A 17,197-nucleotide genomic window follows, 5' to 3' on the forward strand; every position below is an offset into this window, starting at 1 on the left:
ATCCATGACTTTACGTTGTTTTACACCCCCTGACGCTAGTTTGCAGCGGGAATCGTAGACTGGCTCTCGTTGAATCGCAGCACACACAGATTTTGGGAGCAAGTGATGCGCAATGTTACCGCTGTCGTCATGGCCTCAACGCTGGCGTTTACCTCGTTAGCCAGCCAGGCCACTGATTTGCCGACCGGCGTTAACTGGCCACAAAGCGACAATCTGGCAAAACGAAACAACGGTCAGAATCATATGTTTGACGGCATAAGTTTGACTGAGCAACAACGCCAACAGATGCGAGATCTTATGCACCGGGCAAGGCATGATAGCCCACCCGTTAATGTTAGCGAAATGGAGATCATGCATCGCCTGGTCACCGCAGATAAATTTGATGAAGTGGCAGTGAAAGCTCAGGCTGAAAAAATGGCACAAGAACAGGTTGCCCGCCAGGTTGAAATGGCAAAAGTACGCAACCAAATGTACCACTTACTCAGTCCGGAGCAGCAAGCCGCTTTGAATGAGAAACACCAGCAGCGCATGGATAATCTCCGTGAACTGTCTGAACTGCAGCAGGGCGTTTCGCTGCAGGCCATGAGTAGTAGCAGTACCCGTAGTAACCAGTAACAAACCCTGTTTTCCTTGCCATAGACACCATCCCTGTCTTCCCCGCCTACCAAGGCGGGTTTTTTTTGCCCGACGCTCAGGGCGGATCCGCTATACTAGCGGCATTCACCTGCGGGAGCCCCCATGAATCAACAATATGGGCAGCTGGTTAGTCGGGCTGCAATTGCAGCGACCGTCATGGCGTCGCTGTTGCTGTTAATTAAAATTTTCGCCTGGTGGTATACCGGTTCGGTCAGTATCCTGGCCGCGCTGGTGGATTCACTGGTTGATATTGCCGCTTCATTAACGAATCTGCTGGTGGTGCGTTATTCGCTTCAGCCCGCGGATGAAGAGCATACGTTCGGTCACGGTAAGGCTGAGTCGCTGGCCGCCCTCGCACAAAGCATGTTTATCTCAGGTTCTGCACTGTTCCTGTTTTTGACCGGCATTCAGCACCTGGCCGAACCCACGCCGATGAAAGATCCTGGTATTGGCGTTGCGGTCACGATTGTGGCACTGATAAGCACCTTAATTCTGGTGACTTTCCAGCGCTGGGTGGTGCGAAAAACTCAAAGCCAGGCCGTCCGGGCCGATATGCTTCATTATCAGTCTGATGTTATGATGAATGGTGCAATTCTTATTGCGTTGGCCTTATCCTGGTACGGCTGGCATCGTGCGGATTCGCTGTTTGCTTTGGGTATTGGCGTGTACATTTTGTATAGCGCGCTGCAAATGGGTTATGAAGCCGTGCAATCGCTGCTTGATCGGGCGTTACCAGACGAGGAACGTCAGGCTATTATTGATATCGTGAATGCGTGGCCCGGCGTCAGAGGGGCCCACGATCTTCGAACGCGGCAGTCAGGGCCGACCCGCTTTATACAGCTTCATATTGAGATGGAAGATAATTTGCCGCTGGTTCAGGCGCACGTTGTGGCTGAACAGGTGGAACAGGCAATCTTGCATCGTTTTCCCGGATCGGATGTGATTATCCACCAGGATCCTTGCTCTGTGGTTCCAGCGGGACGACAGGGGCATTTCGAGCTTTAGTTTTACGTTGGAAAGTTGGCGCTGATTGGCAGTTTTTGCATAATGTACCGCCATTTGGCCTGACCTGAATCAATTCAGCTGGAAGCCGTTGTTATACTATTTGGGCAGCGTCGAAGCTTCGGATTGCCCGCAGCGTTTTCCGGCAACAGGATTAATTTTGCTTTCAAAGTTCAGAGGTAGTCATGATCAAAAAAATTGGTGTGTTGACGAGTGGCGGTGATGCGCCGGGCATGAACGCGGCGATCCGCGGTGTGGTGCGCGCAGCGCTGTCAGAAGGTCTGGAAGTCATGGGTGTCTATGATGGCTACCTGGGTCTGTACGAAGATCGCATGGTGCAGCTGGACCGCTATAGCGTGTCCGACATGATTAACCGTGGCGGTACATTCCTGGGTTCCGCTCGCTTCCCTGAGTTCCGCGATGAAAATGTTCGCGCCGTGGCTATCGAAAACCTGAAAAAACGCGGCATTGACGCGCTGGTGGTTATCGGCGGCGACGGTTCTTACATGGGGGCAATGCGCCTGACCGAAATGGGCTTCCCTTGCATCGGTCTGCCGGGCACCATCGATAACGATATCAAAGGCACCGACTACACCATCGGTTACTTCACCGCGCTGGAAACCGTGGTTGAAGCGATTGACCGCCTGCGTGATACCTCCTCTTCACACCAGCGTATCTCCATCGTTGAAGTGATGGGGCGTTACTGCGGTGACCTGACCCTGGCTGCGGCTATCGCCGGCGGCTGTGAGTTTGTGGTTCTGCCGGAAGTTGAATTCAGCCGCGAAGATCTGGTGGCAGAAATTAAAGCCGGGATCGCCAAAGGTAAAAAACACGCCATTGTTGCCATTACCGAGCACATTTGCGATGTCGACGAACTGGCTAAATATATTGAAACCGAAACCAAGCGCGAAACCCGTGCTACCGTTCTGGGCCATATCCAGCGCGGCGGTTCTCCGGTAGCGTATGACCGTATCCTGGCGTCCCGCATGGGCTCTTATTCCATCGAACTGCTGCTGCAGGGCTTTGGTGGCCGCTGCGTCGGCATCCAGAACGAAAAACTGGTTCACCATGACATCATCGACGCGATTGAGAACATGAAGCGTCCGTTTAAAGGTGACTGGCTGGATTGCGCTAAAAAGCTCTATTAAGTCGAGCTGCTATCAGCGAAAACCGGGCATTGCCCGGTTTTTTATTGCCTGTTATATCGCCAAAAGTTATAGCCAATCTTTTTTTATTCTTTAATCCTTGAAATAGTTTCTGGCACGCTGGCTGCATCAAACTTCATAGAGAGAGCGAGCGATGAACAAGTGGGGCGTGGGTTTAACATTACTTTTGGCTTCTGGTGGCGTACTGGCGAAGGATATTCAGTTACTCAACGTGTCTTACGATCCGACTCGTGAACTGTATGAAGAGTACAACAAAGCGTTCAGCGCTCACTGGCAGCAGCAGACCGGTGATACGGTCACCGTACGCCAGTCTCACGGTGGGTCCGGGAAACAGGCAACCTCGGTCATCAACGGTATTGAAGCCGATGTCGTGACCCTGGCTCTGGCCTATGACGTTGATGCCATTGCCGAACGCGGACGCATTGATAAAAACTGGATCAAGCGCCTGCCGGATAACTCCGCGCCATACACTTCCACCATCGTGTTCCTGGTGCGTAAAGGCAACCCTAAACAGATTCATGACTGGAACGACCTGATTAAACCCGGCGTTTCCGTCATCACGCCAAACCCGAAAAGCTCCGGCGGTGCGCGCTGGAACTACTTAGCCGCATGGGGCTATGCGCTGCACCACAACAATAACGATCAGGCGAAAGCGCAGGACTTCGTTAAAGCATTATTCAAGAACGTAGAGGTGCTGGACTCCGGTGCCCGCGGCTCGACTAACACCTTCGTTGAACGCGGCATTGGCGATGTGCTGATTGCGTGGGAAAACGAGGCCTTACTGGCTACCAACGAGCTGGGCAAAAACAAATTCGAGATTGTGACCCCGAGCGAATCTATTCTTGCAGAACCGACCGTGTCGGTCGTGGATAAAGTTGTTGAGAAGAAAGGGACTCAGGCGGTGGCAGAAGCTTACCTGAAGTATCTCTACTCGCCAGAAGGCCAGGAGATTGCGGCGAAGAACTACTATCGCCCGCGTAACCCTGACGTTGCTAAAAAGTATGAAAAAGAGTTCCCGAAACTGAAGCTCTACACCATTGATGAAGAGTTTGGCGGCTGGGCGAAGGCGCAGAAGGACCACTTCTCTAACGGCGGTAGCTTCGACCAAATCAGCAAGCGTTAATCTTAAGTGGCCCCGAGGGGCCATTTAAGTCCGAAGTGGCCCCTTGGGGCCATTTTTGTTTCCGCTGTCTGACATTTACTCGCTGAATATCTTCCCGTAGAGTGCTGAAAAACTCTACAGGAGACAGGTATGTCGCTCTGGTTTTCAGATCCCCTCATCCTGCCCGGCATTATTATTCTCATCACCATTATTCTTTGGGCCACTTCTGCGCTGCCGGAATACCTGACCGCGCTGTTATTTTTTGCCGCAGCGATGGTGGCGAAGATAGCCCCGGCCGAGGTGATTTTTAGCGGCTTTGCCTCGTCGGCCTTCTGGCTGGTGTTCAGCGGTTTTGTTCTGGGCATCGCTATTCGCAAAACGGGTCTGGCCGATCGTGTGGCTCGAGCGCTTTCCGCAAGGCTGACGAATTCCTGGCTGCATATGGTCGGCAGCGTCGTGTTACTAAGTTATGCCCTGGCTTTTGTTATGCCTTCGAACATGGGGCGCATTGCGCTGCTGATGCCGATTGTTGCGGCGATGGCGCAAAGAGCGTCCATCGGCGAAGGCACTCGAGCCTGGTACGGTTTGGCGCTGGCCGTGGGATTTGGCACTTTCCAGCTCTCGGCCACGATTTTACCCGCCAACGTACCGAATCTGGTGATGAGCGGGGCGGCTGAAGGGTCTTATGGCCTGCATCTTAACTATCTGCCTTATCTGATGCTGCACACCCCGGTGCTCGGCATTCTGAAAGGGATTGTGCTGATAGGCCTGATTTCCTGGCTATTTCCCGGCAAGCCTTTGCCGCCTGAGCAAATGGCCAGCTCAGCGCCGATGAGCGCCGAAGAAAAGCGGCTGGCGTGGCTGCTGGTTGCCGTGCTGGGACTGTGGGTGACTGAAAGCTGGCACGGGATTGGTCCTGCGTGGATAGGCCTTATCGCCGCCTGCATAACGCTGTTGCCGCGCGTTGGATTTATCACCGGGGAGGAGTTTGCCAGCGGCGTGAATGTACGTACCTGTTTTTACGTGGCGGGGATTCTGGCTCTGGCAACGACCGTGACTCATATTGGGCTGGGCGCTATGGTGGGCGAGAAGCTAATGGCTATTATGCCGCTGGACGCCAGCAGGCCCTTTACCAGCTTTGCCGCGCTGACCGGCATCACCAGCCTGCTCAACTTTATCGTCACCGCGAATGGCGTGCCCGCGCTTTATACCACCTTTGCGGAGAGCTTCTCGCAGGCGACGGGATTCCCACTTTTGTCAGTGATTATGATTCAGGTGCTCGGTTATTCAACGCCGCTGCTGCCGTATATGGCTTCACCGATTGTGGTGGCGATGGGGCTGGGGAAAGTTCCCGCCAAAGAGGGATTGAAGCTTTGCCTGGCGCTGGCCTTGGTGACGTTCTTGATTCTGCTGCCGCTGGATTATGGCTGGTTCCAGTTGCTGCACAAACTCTAAAAAAAACGGCTCCGCTTGCCGGAGCCGTTCATCAATATTATTCGCGTAATTACGCTTTTTTCGCTTCAGCTGCTGCTTTAACGATAACCGCGAAAGCGTCCGCTTTCAGGGATGCACCGCCAACCAGCGCGCCGTCGATGTCCGGCTGAGCAAACAGCTCTGCTGCGTTTTTATCGTTAACGGAACCGCCGTACTGGATGATCACTTGCTCAGCCACTTTCGCGTCTGCTTTAGCAATGTGGTCACGGATAAATTTGTGTACTGCCTGAGCCTGAGCTGGGGTTGCAGATTTACCGGTACCGATAGCCCAAATTGGTTCGTAAGCGATAACCGCGCCTTCGAAAGCTGCTGCGCCCTGAGTTTTCAGCACGGCGTCAATCTGGCGGGCGCAAACTTCTTCGGTTTTGCCCGCTTCGTTTTCCGCTTCGCTTTCACCGATGCACAGTACTGGCACCAGGCCTGCAGCTTTCAGCACGGCGAATTTTTTGGCGATGAACTCGTCGGACTCAGCGTGATAGGTACGACGCTCAGAGTGGCCAATGATGATGTATTTAGCACCGATATCTTTCAGCATGTCTGCAGAAACTTCACCGGTGAACGCGCCGGACAGGTTAACGTCTACGTTCTGCGCGCCAAGAATGATGTGGCTACCGGAAGCAGCGTGTTTGGCCAGGTCCAGGTACATGGTTGGTGGGGCGATGGCAACGCCGCAGCCGTCCACGCCAGACAGCTCTTTACGCAGGTTAGCGATAAGCTCGTTAACCATATGTTTGCTGCCGTTCAGTTTCCAGTTACCCATCACTAAAGGATGTCGCATTTTAATTCTCCACGCGGTAAGCAATAAAAAGAATCACTGCCCGTTGGGCAGCTTGGTCTGTGAAACAGTATAGAGAGTCAGCGGGTGAAAGGCTTTGCTTTTTGTCATTTATTCGCCGCTGTTTAACGTCTCGGATAGCGTTAGCTTAATCGGTTCAACGGCGAAAGTTAGCCCTTTTTCGCCGTTATCTGCCACCACATAGCGAATGGCACCGTCGTTCTGGGCGAAATAGCGTTTATTTTTTCCATCGCTGAGTAATTTGGTCAGCTTCTGCTGGCTTTGCGCTTTTGAAAGCGTTGGCGTGAAGCTGCGGATAATCGCGGCCATATACTCCAGCGCCTTGCCGCGGGCGGCTTTTTGCTCCGGTCCTTGAATGGGCAGCCAGGTTATCTGCATCGACTTAATTTTTAAGGTACCGAGTTCCAGCGCCGTAGAAGCGTAAAGATTTTCGTTGATCTTGGTGGCGGCGCGGGTCAGGTTAGCTTTGTCGCGGCTTTTCTCCACTGCGCGGAATTCATTCAGAGGCAGCGACGGATTATCGATATCAAACCTTCCGCGAAACTGGGTAATGGTCAGATCGAAAGTCGGTGCACCTGGCAGCAGGTAAGGGGCGGCAGGAAGCTGAGAAGCTGTATCTGACGTAGGGTCTGCCCGACTCACCGCCAGAGGCAGCGCCAGCAGCACAAGGGCAGGCAGCAGGTATTTCATCGACACACTTCTCCTGATTTGTTCATCATCCCGATTAAATCGGCAATCCGTTGGCTTGTCAAAACGGGCGGTGACCAGGGTACACTACGCCGCGAGAAAATAATAAGGACCTTACCCATGACCATACAGCAATGGTTGTTCTCTTTTAAAGGGCGTATTGGACGCCGTGACTTTTGGATCTGGATCGGCGCGTGGATAGTCGGGCTGATTATTCTGTTTACCCTGGCCGGGGCAGAAATCCTGCCTTACTCCACGGCGGGCTTCTTCCTCACCGGCTCGTTGATTCCCACCGCCGCAGTGATTGTGAAGCGCCTGCACGACAGGGATAAAAAAGGCTGGTGGGCGTTGCTGTTCATTCCGGCATGGCTGCTGGTGGCGGGGAACTGGGAAACTTTTGGCACGCTGTGGCAGTGGGGATTAGGGCGTTTTATCCCGACGCTTATCTTCGTCATGGTGTTGATGGACCTGGGTGCGTTTGTTGGCACCCAGGGAGAAAACCGCTTCGGGAAAGAGACCAGCGAAGTTAAATTTCGCTAACTTACCAGTAATGCTCGGCGGTCATATGGCCAGGTCTGCGGCGCAGATGTTTGGCCATCTGCCGGGTATCTTTCAGCAATTGCTGGGTATCACGCACCATTTGCGGGTTCCCGCATAGCATCACATGGCTGGTTTCAATATCCATCGCTAAGCCTACAGCCGCCTCAAGCTCGCCGCTTTCAATTAACGCCGGAACGCGCCCGGTAAGCGAACCTGGAACGGTTTCACGACTGACCACGGTTTGAATACGCAGTTTCCCCTGATAGCGTTCCTGTAACTCAAGCATGAGCGGGAGATAGCTTAAGTCGCTGGCGTAGCGCACCGCGTGAAGCAGAACGATATTGTCAAAGCGCTCAAGATCTTTGCCTTCCTGCAGGATAGACAGATAAGGCCCCAACGCGGTACCGGTCGCCAGCATCCAGAGCGTCTTGCATTCGGGGATTTCTTCCAGCACGAAGAACCCGGCCGCCTCGCTGACCAGCTGCACTTCATCACCAGGCTGAAGGGCATGCAGGCGAGGGCTGAGTTTGCCTTCGGGAACGGTAACCAGATAGAACTCAAGATCGGGATTACTCGGGGCGTTAACGTAGGAGTAGGCGCGCTGAACGCGTTCGCCGTCTATCTCAAGCCCAAGCTTGGTAAATTGCCCGGCGGTAAACGCATTTACCGGCGCGTGAACCGTCAGGCTGAAGAGAGAATCGGTCCAGTTTTGAACCCTGGTGACTTTACCTGTAACCCACTCCGCCATGTTGCACTCCCGTCGTTACTTTTTTTCTATCTTCTCCAGAATGTGGTGGCATTTCCAGCCCAAACGAGCCGGAAAGCTCTAACCAACAAACGAGAAACGTTACAGAATATGCTTCTGCACTTCGGTATCTTTACGATCCAGATAGTGAATGGACTGGATGCGGCGAATGGTCCGGGATTTGCCGCGAATCAGCAGCGTTTCCGTGGTGGCCATGTTGCCCTTACGGGTGATGCCTTCCAGCAAATCGCCTTTGGTGATGCCTGTGGCGGAGAAAATAACGTTGTCGTTACGCGCCATTTCATCAAGCTTTAACACCAGCCCGGCCTCGATGCCCATTGCTTTGCAGCGCGCCAGTTCCTGCTCGCCAATGCGACGATTCTCTTCGCTGTCGCCTTTTACGTGGTGACGAGCCAGCAGCCGACCCTGCATATCGCCGTCCAGCGCGCGAATAACTGCCGCAGAAACTACGCCTTCCGGAGCGCCGCCGATCCCATAGAGGACGTCAACTTCGCTGTCCGGCATGCAGGTCAGGATCGAGGCGGCAACATCGCCGTCAGGAATGGCGAACACGCGCACGCCAAGCTGCTGCATCTCTTTAATCGTTTCGTCGTGGCGTGGTTTTGCCAGGATGGTTACCGTCAGCTCGCCAAGCGGCTTTTCCAGCGCAGACGCGATGTTGCGGAGATTATCTTCAAGGCCGAGATTAAGGTCGATTGCGCCTTTGGCTCCCGGCCCAACGATCAGTTTCTCCATATACATATCGGGTGCATTCAGAAACGTGCCTTTATCGCCCACTGCGAGAACCGCCAGGGCGTTGGCCTGACCCATCGCCGTCATACGCGTGCCTTCAATCGGATCAACGGCAATATCCACCGCATCGCCTTTGCCGGTACCGACCTTTTCGCCAATGTAGAGCATCGGCGCTTCGTCGATTTCGCCCTCGCCGATGACGATTTCGCCGTCGATGTTGATTTGGTTAAGGACGATACGCATGGCATTTACGGCCGCGCCGTCGGCCACATTTTTATCCCCACGGCCAAGCCATTTGTAGCCAGCAAGCGCGGCGGCTTCGGTCACGCGGGAAAATTCGATGGCAAGTTCTCGTTTCATAGCAGACTCATTTAGCAAACAGAATTGCCGGGGAGTTTAGCACAGGCGGGGAAGAGGGCGGGCAAGGCAGAAACTGAAAGGCCCCTTTTCAGGGGCCTTATGGAGATTACTTCTCTTCGTGATCTTCCCAGGCAAGGGCGCGTTTAACCGCCTTTTGCCAGCCGGCGTAGCGGTAATTACGCTCGGTAGTTTCGATACCCGGACGGAACTCTTTCTCGATAACGGATTTCTCCTGCAGTTCGTCCAGGTTCTGCCAGAAGCCCACGGCCAGACCTGCCAGGTAAGCCGCACCCAGAGCGGTAACTTCACGAACTTCAGGGCGTTCAACGCGGGTGCCCAGAATATCGGACTGGAACTGCATCAGGAAGTTGTTGGCAACCGCACCACCGTCCACGCGCAGGGCATGCAGGCGAATACCGGAGTCAGCCTGCATTGCTTCCAGCACGTCACGAGTCTGGTAGGCGATGGATTCCAGCGTAGCGCGAATAATATGGTTCGAGTTCACGCCGCGAGTCAGGCCGAAGATAGCCCCACGTGCATACGGGTCCCAGTAAGGCGCGCCCAGGCCGGTAAACGCAGGCACAACGTATACGCCGTTGGTATCCTTCACCTTGTTGGCAAAGTACTCGGAGTCGAACGCATCGCCAATCATCTTCATTTCGTCACGCAGCCACTGAATGGATGCGCCAGCCATAAACACCGCGCCTTCCAGCGCGTAGTTAACTTCGCCTTTCGGACCGCAGGCGATGGTAGTCAGCAGGCCGTTGGTTGATGCAACTGCCTTTTCGCCGGTATTCATCAGCATAAAGCAGCCGGTGCCGTAGGTATTCTTCGCCATGCCTTCTTTTACGCACAGCTGGCCAAACAGCGCGGCCTGCTGGTCGCCGGCGATACCTGCGATAGGAATACGCGTGCCGCCTTTACCGCCGATGTTGGTCTGGCCATACACTTCGGAAGATTTGCGAACTTCCGGCAGCATCGCCCGAGGGATATCCAGCGCTTCCAGCATACGGTCGTCCCAGTCCAGCTCGTGGATGTTGAACAGCATGGTACGGGAGGCGTTGGTGTAGTCGGTAACGTGCACACGTCCCTGGGTCATCTTCCAGATAATCCAGGTATCCACGGTACCGAACAGCAGTTCGCCGCGGCGAGCACGCTCGCGTGAGCCCTCAACGTGGTCGAGGATCCATTTTACTTTGGTACCGGAGAAGTACGGGTCAACCACCAGGCCGGTGTTGTGACGCACGTATTCTTCCATGCCGTTGCGCTTCAGCTCTTCGCAGATATCAGCGGTACGGCGGCACTGCCAGACGATCGCATTGTAAATTGGCTTACCGGTTTCGCGCTCCCATACCACGGTGGTTTCACGCTGGTTGGTGATGCCGATGGCCGCGATTTCGTCGGAATTGATGTCCGCTTTTGCCAGCACTTCTACCAGCGTGGAGCTTTGGGTGGCCCAGATTTCCATCGGGTCGTGCTCTACCCAGCCTGGCTTAGGATAGATTTGCTCGAATTCACGCTGCGCGACGCTGATGATGTTGGCGTCATGATCCAGGACAACGGCACGCGAGCTGGTTGTTCCCTGGTCGAGAGCGACGATGTATTTTTTTTCTGTAGTCATAATCATGTCCTGAAGTCAGTATTACAGTGCTTTTTGCTGAGAGGTCACCTTGGTGTCCGGCTTGTCTTCTTCGACAACGCAGACATCGCATGGCAGGTGGCGACCAATCAATTTACGGTAGCCGAATGCGCCGAGGCACGCGCCGACAATAGGCGCAAACAGCGGCACCAGGAAGTAAGGCATGTCTTTCCCACCGGTGAAGGCTACGTCGCCCCAGCCTGCCAGCCACGCGAAGGTCTTCGGCCCAAGGTCACGAGCAGGGTTCATCGCAAACCCGGTCAGCGGGCCCATTGACGCGCCGATAACCGCGATCAGCAAGCCAATCAGCAGCGGAGCCAGTGGGCCACGCGGCACGCCGTTACCGTCATCGGTCAGCGCCAGAATCACGCCCATCAGAATGGCGGTAATCACCATTTCTACGGCAAAGGCCTGCACAAAGTTAATGTGTGGATTCGGGTAGGTGGAGAAGATACCTGCTAAATCCAGGCTTTCTACGCTGCCGCGCACCATATGATGCGTTTGTTCGTAGTCGAGGAACAGATTGTAATATAAGCCATAAACCAACGCGGCGGCGCTGAACGCGCCAAGGAACTGTGAAATAATAAACGGCACGACTTTGCGGCCGTCAAAACAAGCGAACAGCCAGAGTGCGATCGTCACGGCCGGGTTAAGATGTGCACCAGAAACCCCTGCGGTCATATAGATAGCCATCGCCACCCCTAAGCCCCAGATGATACTGATTTCCCACTGCCCGAAGGTGGCACCGGCCACTTTCAATGCAGCAACACATCCCACACCGAAGAAGATCAACAACGCGGTACCCATGAATTCGGCGATGCACTGGCCTTTTAAGGTTGTTGTAGCTGTCTGACTCATAGTGGGGTCCTGAAGGCAAAATTGATGATTATTGTTGTAGAGCGTCCTAGCCACCTTTATGCCGTGTAGGCACGGTGTTAATTTATCGTTAACGAGCACAAACGAGAAATATCGAACTTTAAATGTGCGTGGTGCGTCAAGAAAATGAGCGTTTTCGCGCTAAAAAATGAGCGGCACCGCATGATAAAACGGGGGAAGTTACGCGTTTTGTTAACGTATTATTTAACAAATTTTGGCCGTGAGGGCGGATGGCTTTCGGCATAGGCTGAAAAACGTCATGTTACGCAAAGAGCGCGGTAAGCCGCTGGACACGTGCATCCGCGCTCCTTACAATCGAGTTACGCCACGTGTTGCGCATACGTTCATAAAGGCGTCGCCGAAGAATCGGGACGAGGATAGCCATCCATCAACGCCTTGCCATTCAGGAGAGTTCGAAATGTCATTTGAAGTGTTTGAGAAACTGGAAGCAAAAGTTCAGCAGGCGGTTGACACGATTACGTTGTTACAGATGGAAATCGAAGAGCTGAAAGAGAAAAATAACGGTCTGGCTCAGGAAGTGCAGCAGGCGCAGAGCAATCACGAAGAGCTGGTGCGTGAAAACAGCAGCCTGAAAGAACAACAGCACGTCTGGCAGGAGCGTTTGCATGCGCTGCTGGGCAAAATGGAAGAAGTGTAATTCCCGCTTCCGACAAATAAGAACGGGCGCCTCAGGCGCCCGTTTTGCTATGTATCAGCTGGATTACTCAATATCCAGCGGATCTTCGGAGAGGATGATTCCGGTGTTGTCGGCATACAGATGGTCGCCGGAGAAGAAGGTGACGCCACCGAAGTTGACGCGCACATCGCTTTCGCCGATGCCTTCACCCGCAGAGCCTGCCGGAATTGCCGCAATGGCCTGAATGCCAATGTCCAGCTCTTCCAGATCGTCCACCTGGCGTACCGCGCCGTAAACCACAATGCCTTCCCACTCGTTTTGCAGCGCAAGACGAGCCAGTTCCGCATCAATCAGTGCACGACGTACCGAACCGCCGCCGTCGACCAACAACACGCGTCCACGGCCATTCTCTTCGAGCAGATCGTACAGCAACCCGTTGTCCTCGAAACATTTCACCGTGATGATTTGCCCACCAAATGACGAGCGGCCACCAAAGTTGGAGAACAACGGCTCGACGACGTTGACCTCTTCCTGGTAGATGTCACAAAGCTCAGAAGTATCGTATTTCATAGGATTAAGGTTCATTTGCTGCAGGAGTTGTCAGTATATCGCGTTCTGTTAACTGTTGGCAAAATCATCAATTGTTAATTGATATTTGTCAGTCATCAGGAAACGGTACTGAGCACGACGCCCATGGCAAACAGCAGATTCGTTAGCAACGCTGCTTTTACGGTGCGTTCCAGCATTGGGCGCATCGCAACAGGAGACTGCTCGCGTACCACATAGGCTGCTTGTTTGAGTAAAAGCGGCGCAGCCAGAACAAACAGCCATCCCCACAGACTCTTGAGCCAGATAAGGTTAAACAGGGCGAGGCAGACCAAAGAACCGATGAGCAGGCCGGCATGATAGCGGCGGGCAATGACCGGGCCGAGGCGCACGGCGAGCGTACTTTTACCGTTTTCACGGTCGCTGTCGATATCACGTAGGTTATTGATATTTAGCACGGCCGTTGCGAGCAGGCCGCAGGCGGTGGCGGGCAGAATGACCAGCGGCGCCAGTGAATGAGCCTGCAGATACCAGGTCCCCGCGACGCTAATCCAGCCGAAGAACACCAGCACTGAAATATCCCCCAGCCCCATATACCCGTAAGGGCGGGTGCCGACGGTGTAGGTAATGGCGGCGACGATAGACAGTACGCCGAGCAGCAAGAAACCCATAAAGTCCGCAAAGGTGTGACAGGCGAGGGCGACCAGCGACAGGCCCGAGAGGCAAATCAGCACGACCGTGATGACCAGCGCACGTTTCATCTGTGCCTGAGTAATCATCCCTTTTTGCATCCCACGCAGCGGCCCGATGCGATCTTCTTTGTCGCTGCCTTTAACCGCATCGCCGTAGTCATTGGCGAGATTTGACAAGATTTGCAGCAGCCCGGCGGTCAGCAGCGCCAGCAGCGCCACGGCAGGGTCAAATACGCCTTGCCAGTAGGCCAGGGCCGAGCCGCAGACGATGGAAGCAAACGCCAGAGGCAGCGTGCGTGGGCGAAGACTTTCCAGCCAGGCCTGGGTGACACTTGTAGGTTGCGAATCGCTCATTATTTGGTTGCCAACTTAGATAAAAAAATGGAGGGCATAAGCCCTCCACTTCAAATGAAGAAAATGCGTTAGCCGGATTATAGGATAAAACGGCTCAGGTCTTCATCTGCAACCAACTCATCCAGATGTTTGCCCACGTATTCGGCGTCGATCAGGATGGACTGACCATCTAGCTCGCTGGCGTCATAGGAGATATCTTCCATCAGACGTTCAAGCACGGTGTGCAGACGACGAGCACCGATGTTTTCGGTTGATTCGTTCACCTGCCAGGCCGCCTGAGCAATACGACGGATACCGTCCTCGGTAAAGTCGATGTTCACGCCTTCGGTCGCCATCAGCGCTTTGTACTGCACGGTCACTGAGGCGTTCGGCTCGGTCAGGATGCGCTCAAAATCGTCAACAGTCAGAGCCTGCAGCTCAACGCGAATCGGCAGACGGCCCTGCAGCTCAGGAATAAGATCTGACGGGCTGGCAACCTGGAACGCGCCGGAAGCGATAAACAGAATGTGGTCCGTTTTCACCATCCCGTGCTTGGTAGACACGGTACACCCTTCTACCAGAGGCAACAGGTCGCGCTGTACGCCTTCGCGGGAAACGTCCGGGCCGGAACTGTTGCCGCCGCGCTTACAAATTTTGTCGATTTCATCGATAAACACGATGCCGTGCTGCTCAACCGCGTCGATGGCGTCCTGCTTCAGCTCTTCCGGGTTCACCAGTTTTGCCGCTTCTTCTTCCACCAGCAGCTTCATCGCATCTTTGATTTTCAGCTTGCGCGGTTTCTGCTTCTGGCCGCCCAGGTTCTGGAACATGGACTGCAGCTGGCTGGTCATCTCTTCCATGCCCGGAGGTGCCATGATTTCTACACCCATAGGTGCAGCGGCGAGATCGATTTCAATCTCTTTGTCATCCAACTGGCCTTCACGCAGTTTCTTGCGGAACGACTGGCGAGCCGCAGAAGGTTCCTGCTGAGCTTCAGACTGGCCCCAGTTATTCTTCGCCGGTGGGATCAGCACGTCGAGAATGCGCTCTTCGGCCATCTCTTCGGCGCGATAACGGTTTTTCTCAATAGACTGCATGCGAACCATTTTTACTGCAGCATCAGTCAGATCGCGGATGATGGAATCCACTTCTTTACCGACATAGCCGACTTCGGTGAATTTGGTCGCTTCAACCTTAATGAACGGCGCGTTGGCCAGTTTTGCCAGGCGGCGGGCAATTTCGGTTTTACCCACGCCGGTCGGGCCGATCATCAGAATGTTTTTAGGGGTAACTTCATGGCGCAGCTCTTCGTCAAGCTGCATACGGCGCCAGCGGTTACGTAAGGCGATAGCGACGGAGCGCTTAGCGTTGTCCTGGCCGATAATGTGTTTGTTCAGCTCGCTGACAATTTCGCGTGGGGTCATTTCAGACATGGGAAATCCTTACGCTTTAGACGGTAATTCTTCGATGGTATGGAAGTGGTTGGTATACACGCAGATATCACCTGCAATATCCAACGCTTTCACAGCGATGTCGCGCGCACCCATTTCGGTGTTTTCAAGCAGGGCACGGGCGGCGGCCTGGGCGTACGGGCCGCCAGAGCCGATGGCAATCAGATCGTTTTCAGGCTGGATGACGTCGCCGTTACCGGTGATGATCAGAGAGGAATTCTCGTCAGCCACGGCCAGCAGTGCTTCCAGCTTGCGCAGCATGCGGTCGGTACGCCAGTCCTTCGCCAGCTCAACGGCGGCTTTCACCAGGTGGCCCTGATGCATTTCCAGCTTGCGCTCAAAAAGTTCGAACAGCGTGAAGGCATCCGCAGTACCGCCAGCAAAACCGGCGATCACTTTATCGTTGTACAGGCGACGCACTTTTTTGACGTTGCCTTTCATGACGGTATTTCCCAGCGTGGCCTGGCCATCGCCGGCAATGACCACATGGCCGTTACGACGTACACTTACTATTGTTGTCACGATCGGACCCCTTTTGCATCAGCTAAACAGGAGCCCTGCGTGGTACGCAGGGCCTAATGCCATTATAAATGGGGGGCAATTTTGGGGTTTCAACCCCCGGTGGCAAGACGAATACAGCTGGTATGTCCAGCCATCTTGAGGCGATTGATTGTGCCGTCGACGTTGTCTTTGCCTTTGATAGGGCCAATAACGACGCGGTTCCAGCCGTTATTGGTCGTAATACGAGAGTCAAAACCTTCAAACGCCAGCTGAGCGCGAACGGTTTCCGCCTGCTCGCTGCCTTTAAACGAGCCACACTGTACCATCCAGCGTTTTTCGTCCTTCTTCTCCTGGCTGGCCGGGGCCTGCTTAGCGACTTCCTGCTCGCGCGTAATGGGTGCTGGCTGAGCTTCACGCTGAACCGGTTTGGTTTGCTGAGGCGCTTTTTGCTGACTGTGCGGCGGCGTCTGCAGCAGATCCTGGTAAGGCTGCTGATTGTTGGCCGTCGAGGTCTTTGGCTGTTGCTGTTGAACGGTTTTTGGCTGCTGGTAAGGCTGCGTGGTTTGCTGCGTGTTACGCGGCTGCTGGTATGGCTGCTCCGCTACGCGCTGCTGAACGCGAGGCTGCTGCGTTTGCGTATTCCACTGCTGCTGCTGTTGTGCTGGCTGCGTTTGCTGAACAATCTGCTTCTGACGCTGCAAAGTTTGCTGGCGCTGGGCAGGTGTTTGCTCATTCCACGGCACTTCATTTAGCTGAGTTGGCTGCTGGCGCATATCCGCCTGCATTTGTTCAAGCAGCTGTCGCTGTTCGTTGGTGAGCTGGTTTTGGTTCATGACTTCGCCACCGGCGGTCGGCTCGGTAGGCGCACGAACGCCAGGCTGGCGGTTTTCCAGCTCTTTAATATAGCGCCAGCGCTCTTCTGGTTTTGGCGGCAGGCCATTCCCGGTCACTTTGTGGCCCGGGAGAACGTCTATCTCTTCTTTCTTATGGTGAGTAATAAAGTAAAGAGCACCGACAAAGGCCACCACGATCGCGGCCGCAATGGCTACCATCGTCGGAGAGACGGAGGGCAGACTACGTTGCTTTTTGCGGGGTGTACTTTTTTTGCGCCGCGTCCCTGCCGATTGCCCGCGGCTTACATAATCTCGTTGTGCCACTATCGTTTCGCTGTCTTTATTCGTTTATCAGTCCGCCATGTTACTTAAGGGGCGGGGCTTTGACCAGTTTATGCAGTCTTAAAA

The 17,197-nt window shown here is 54.3% G+C and carries 18 protein-coding genes; 7 read left to right on the plus strand and 11 right to left on the minus strand.

Annotated features, from left to right (window positions below; all coding sequences use genetic code 11):
• Positions 1-105 precede the first annotated feature (105 nt).
• From cpxP to HX778_RS09020, 5 genes are all read left to right on the plus strand, one after another.
• On the plus strand, positions 106-615 hold the full coding sequence (cpxP, locus tag HX778_RS09000) for a cell-envelope stress modulator CpxP (protein WP_176981809.1): 510 nt from the start codon (positions 106-108) through the stop codon (positions 613-615).
• 123 nt (positions 616-738) lie between these two features.
• A complete protein-coding gene (gene fieF, locus HX778_RS09005) occupies positions 739-1,641 on the plus strand; it encodes a CDF family cation-efflux transporter FieF (protein WP_038477086.1) in 903 nt (300 codons plus the stop codon).
• A 182-nt stretch (positions 1,642-1,823) separates the two neighbouring features.
• Positions 1,824-2,786 carry a 6-phosphofructokinase gene (pfkA, locus tag HX778_RS09010; protein ID WP_038477083.1) on the plus strand — a complete coding sequence of 321 codons (963 nt, stop codon included), beginning with the start codon at positions 1,824-1,826 and terminating at the stop codon, positions 2,784-2,786.
• Between the two features lie 151 nt (positions 2,787-2,937).
• Positions 2,938-3,927, plus strand: a complete 990-nt coding sequence (locus HX778_RS09015; RefSeq protein WP_176981810.1) for a sulfate ABC transporter substrate-binding protein — start codon at positions 2,938-2,940, stop codon at positions 3,925-3,927.
• 129 nt (positions 3,928-4,056) lie between these two features.
• Positions 4,057-5,361 (plus strand): SLC13 family permease, encoded by a 1,305-nt coding sequence (locus HX778_RS09020; RefSeq protein WP_176981811.1) that lies wholly within the window; start codon positions 4,057-4,059, stop codon positions 5,359-5,361.
• Positions 5,362-5,410: 49 nt separating this feature from the next.
• Here HX778_RS09020 and tpiA read toward each other — a convergent pair whose 3' ends face one another.
• A complete protein-coding gene (gene tpiA, locus HX778_RS09025) occupies positions 5,411-6,178 on the minus strand; it encodes a triose-phosphate isomerase (protein WP_038477074.1) in 768 nt (255 codons plus the stop codon).
• A 108-nt stretch (positions 6,179-6,286) separates the two neighbouring features.
• Positions 6,287-6,886 (minus strand): DUF1454 family protein, encoded by a 600-nt coding sequence (locus HX778_RS09030; protein ID WP_038477072.1) that lies wholly within the window; start codon positions 6,884-6,886, stop codon positions 6,287-6,289.
• Between the two features lie 117 nt (positions 6,887-7,003).
• Here HX778_RS09030 and HX778_RS09035 point away from each other — a divergent pair, with 117 nt between their 5' ends.
• Positions 7,004-7,423 (plus strand): DUF805 domain-containing protein, encoded by a 420-nt coding sequence (locus HX778_RS09035; protein ID WP_038477069.1) that lies wholly within the window; start codon positions 7,004-7,006, stop codon positions 7,421-7,423.
• Between the two features lies 1 nt (position 7,424).
• On the opposite strand, the gene fpr is transcribed toward HX778_RS09035, so the two are convergent.
• From fpr to HX778_RS09055, 4 genes are all read right to left on the minus strand, one after another.
• Entirely contained in the window at positions 7,425-8,171 is a 747-nt protein-coding gene (fpr, locus tag HX778_RS09040) for a ferredoxin--NADP(+) reductase (protein WP_038477066.1), read from the minus strand.
• Between the two features lie 99 nt (positions 8,172-8,270).
• A complete protein-coding gene (gene glpX, locus HX778_RS09045) occupies positions 8,271-9,281 on the minus strand; it encodes a class II fructose-bisphosphatase (protein WP_038477063.1) in 1,011 nt (336 codons plus the stop codon).
• 106 nt (positions 9,282-9,387) lie between these two features.
• Positions 9,388-10,902 (minus strand): glycerol kinase GlpK, encoded by a 1,515-nt coding sequence (glpK, locus tag HX778_RS09050; protein WP_038477060.1) that lies wholly within the window; start codon positions 10,900-10,902, stop codon positions 9,388-9,390.
• Positions 10,903-10,923: 21 nt separating this feature from the next.
• Complete coding sequence (locus HX778_RS09055; protein WP_038477057.1) at positions 10,924-11,778, minus strand: MIP/aquaporin family protein; 855 nt, start codon at positions 11,776-11,778, stop codon at positions 10,924-10,926.
• Positions 11,779-12,214: 436 nt separating this feature from the next.
• Here HX778_RS09055 and zapB point away from each other — a divergent pair, with 436 nt between their 5' ends.
• A complete protein-coding gene (zapB, locus tag HX778_RS09060; RefSeq protein WP_008457532.1) occupies positions 12,215-12,454 on the plus strand; it encodes a septal ring assembly protein ZapB in 240 nt (79 codons plus the stop codon).
• Positions 12,455-12,517: 63 nt separating this feature from the next.
• Here the strand turns inward: zapB and rraA are convergent, their stop codons facing one another.
• The 5 genes from rraA to ftsN form a co-directional block, all read right to left on the minus strand.
• On the minus strand, positions 12,518-13,003 hold the full coding sequence (gene rraA / locus HX778_RS09065; protein ID WP_008457535.1) for a ribonuclease E activity regulator RraA: 486 nt from the start codon (positions 13,001-13,003) through the stop codon (positions 12,518-12,520).
• Positions 13,004-13,098: 95 nt separating this feature from the next.
• A complete protein-coding gene (menA, locus tag HX778_RS09070; protein ID WP_176981812.1) occupies positions 13,099-14,025 on the minus strand; it encodes a 1,4-dihydroxy-2-naphthoate polyprenyltransferase in 927 nt (308 codons plus the stop codon).
• Between the two features lie 77 nt (positions 14,026-14,102).
• Positions 14,103-15,437 carry an HslU--HslV peptidase ATPase subunit gene (gene hslU, locus HX778_RS09075; RefSeq protein ID WP_038477050.1) on the minus strand — a complete coding sequence of 445 codons (1,335 nt, stop codon included), beginning with the start codon at positions 15,435-15,437 and terminating at the stop codon, positions 14,103-14,105.
• A 9-nt stretch (positions 15,438-15,446) separates the two neighbouring features.
• The gene (gene hslV, locus HX778_RS09080; RefSeq protein WP_038477047.1) at positions 15,447-15,977 is read right to left on the minus strand and encodes an ATP-dependent protease subunit HslV; all 531 of its coding nucleotides are present in this window, start codon (positions 15,975-15,977) and stop codon (positions 15,447-15,449) included.
• 89 nt (positions 15,978-16,066) lie between these two features.
• Entirely contained in the window at positions 16,067-17,113 is a 1,047-nt protein-coding gene (gene ftsN, locus HX778_RS09085) for a cell division protein FtsN (RefSeq protein WP_176981813.1), read from the minus strand.
• Positions 17,114-17,197: the final 84 nt, after the last annotated feature.

Source organism: Cedecea sp. P7760 (assembly GCF_013386425.1).
Lineage (GTDB): Bacteria > Pseudomonadota > Gammaproteobacteria > Enterobacterales > Enterobacteriaceae > Cedecea > Cedecea selenatireducens.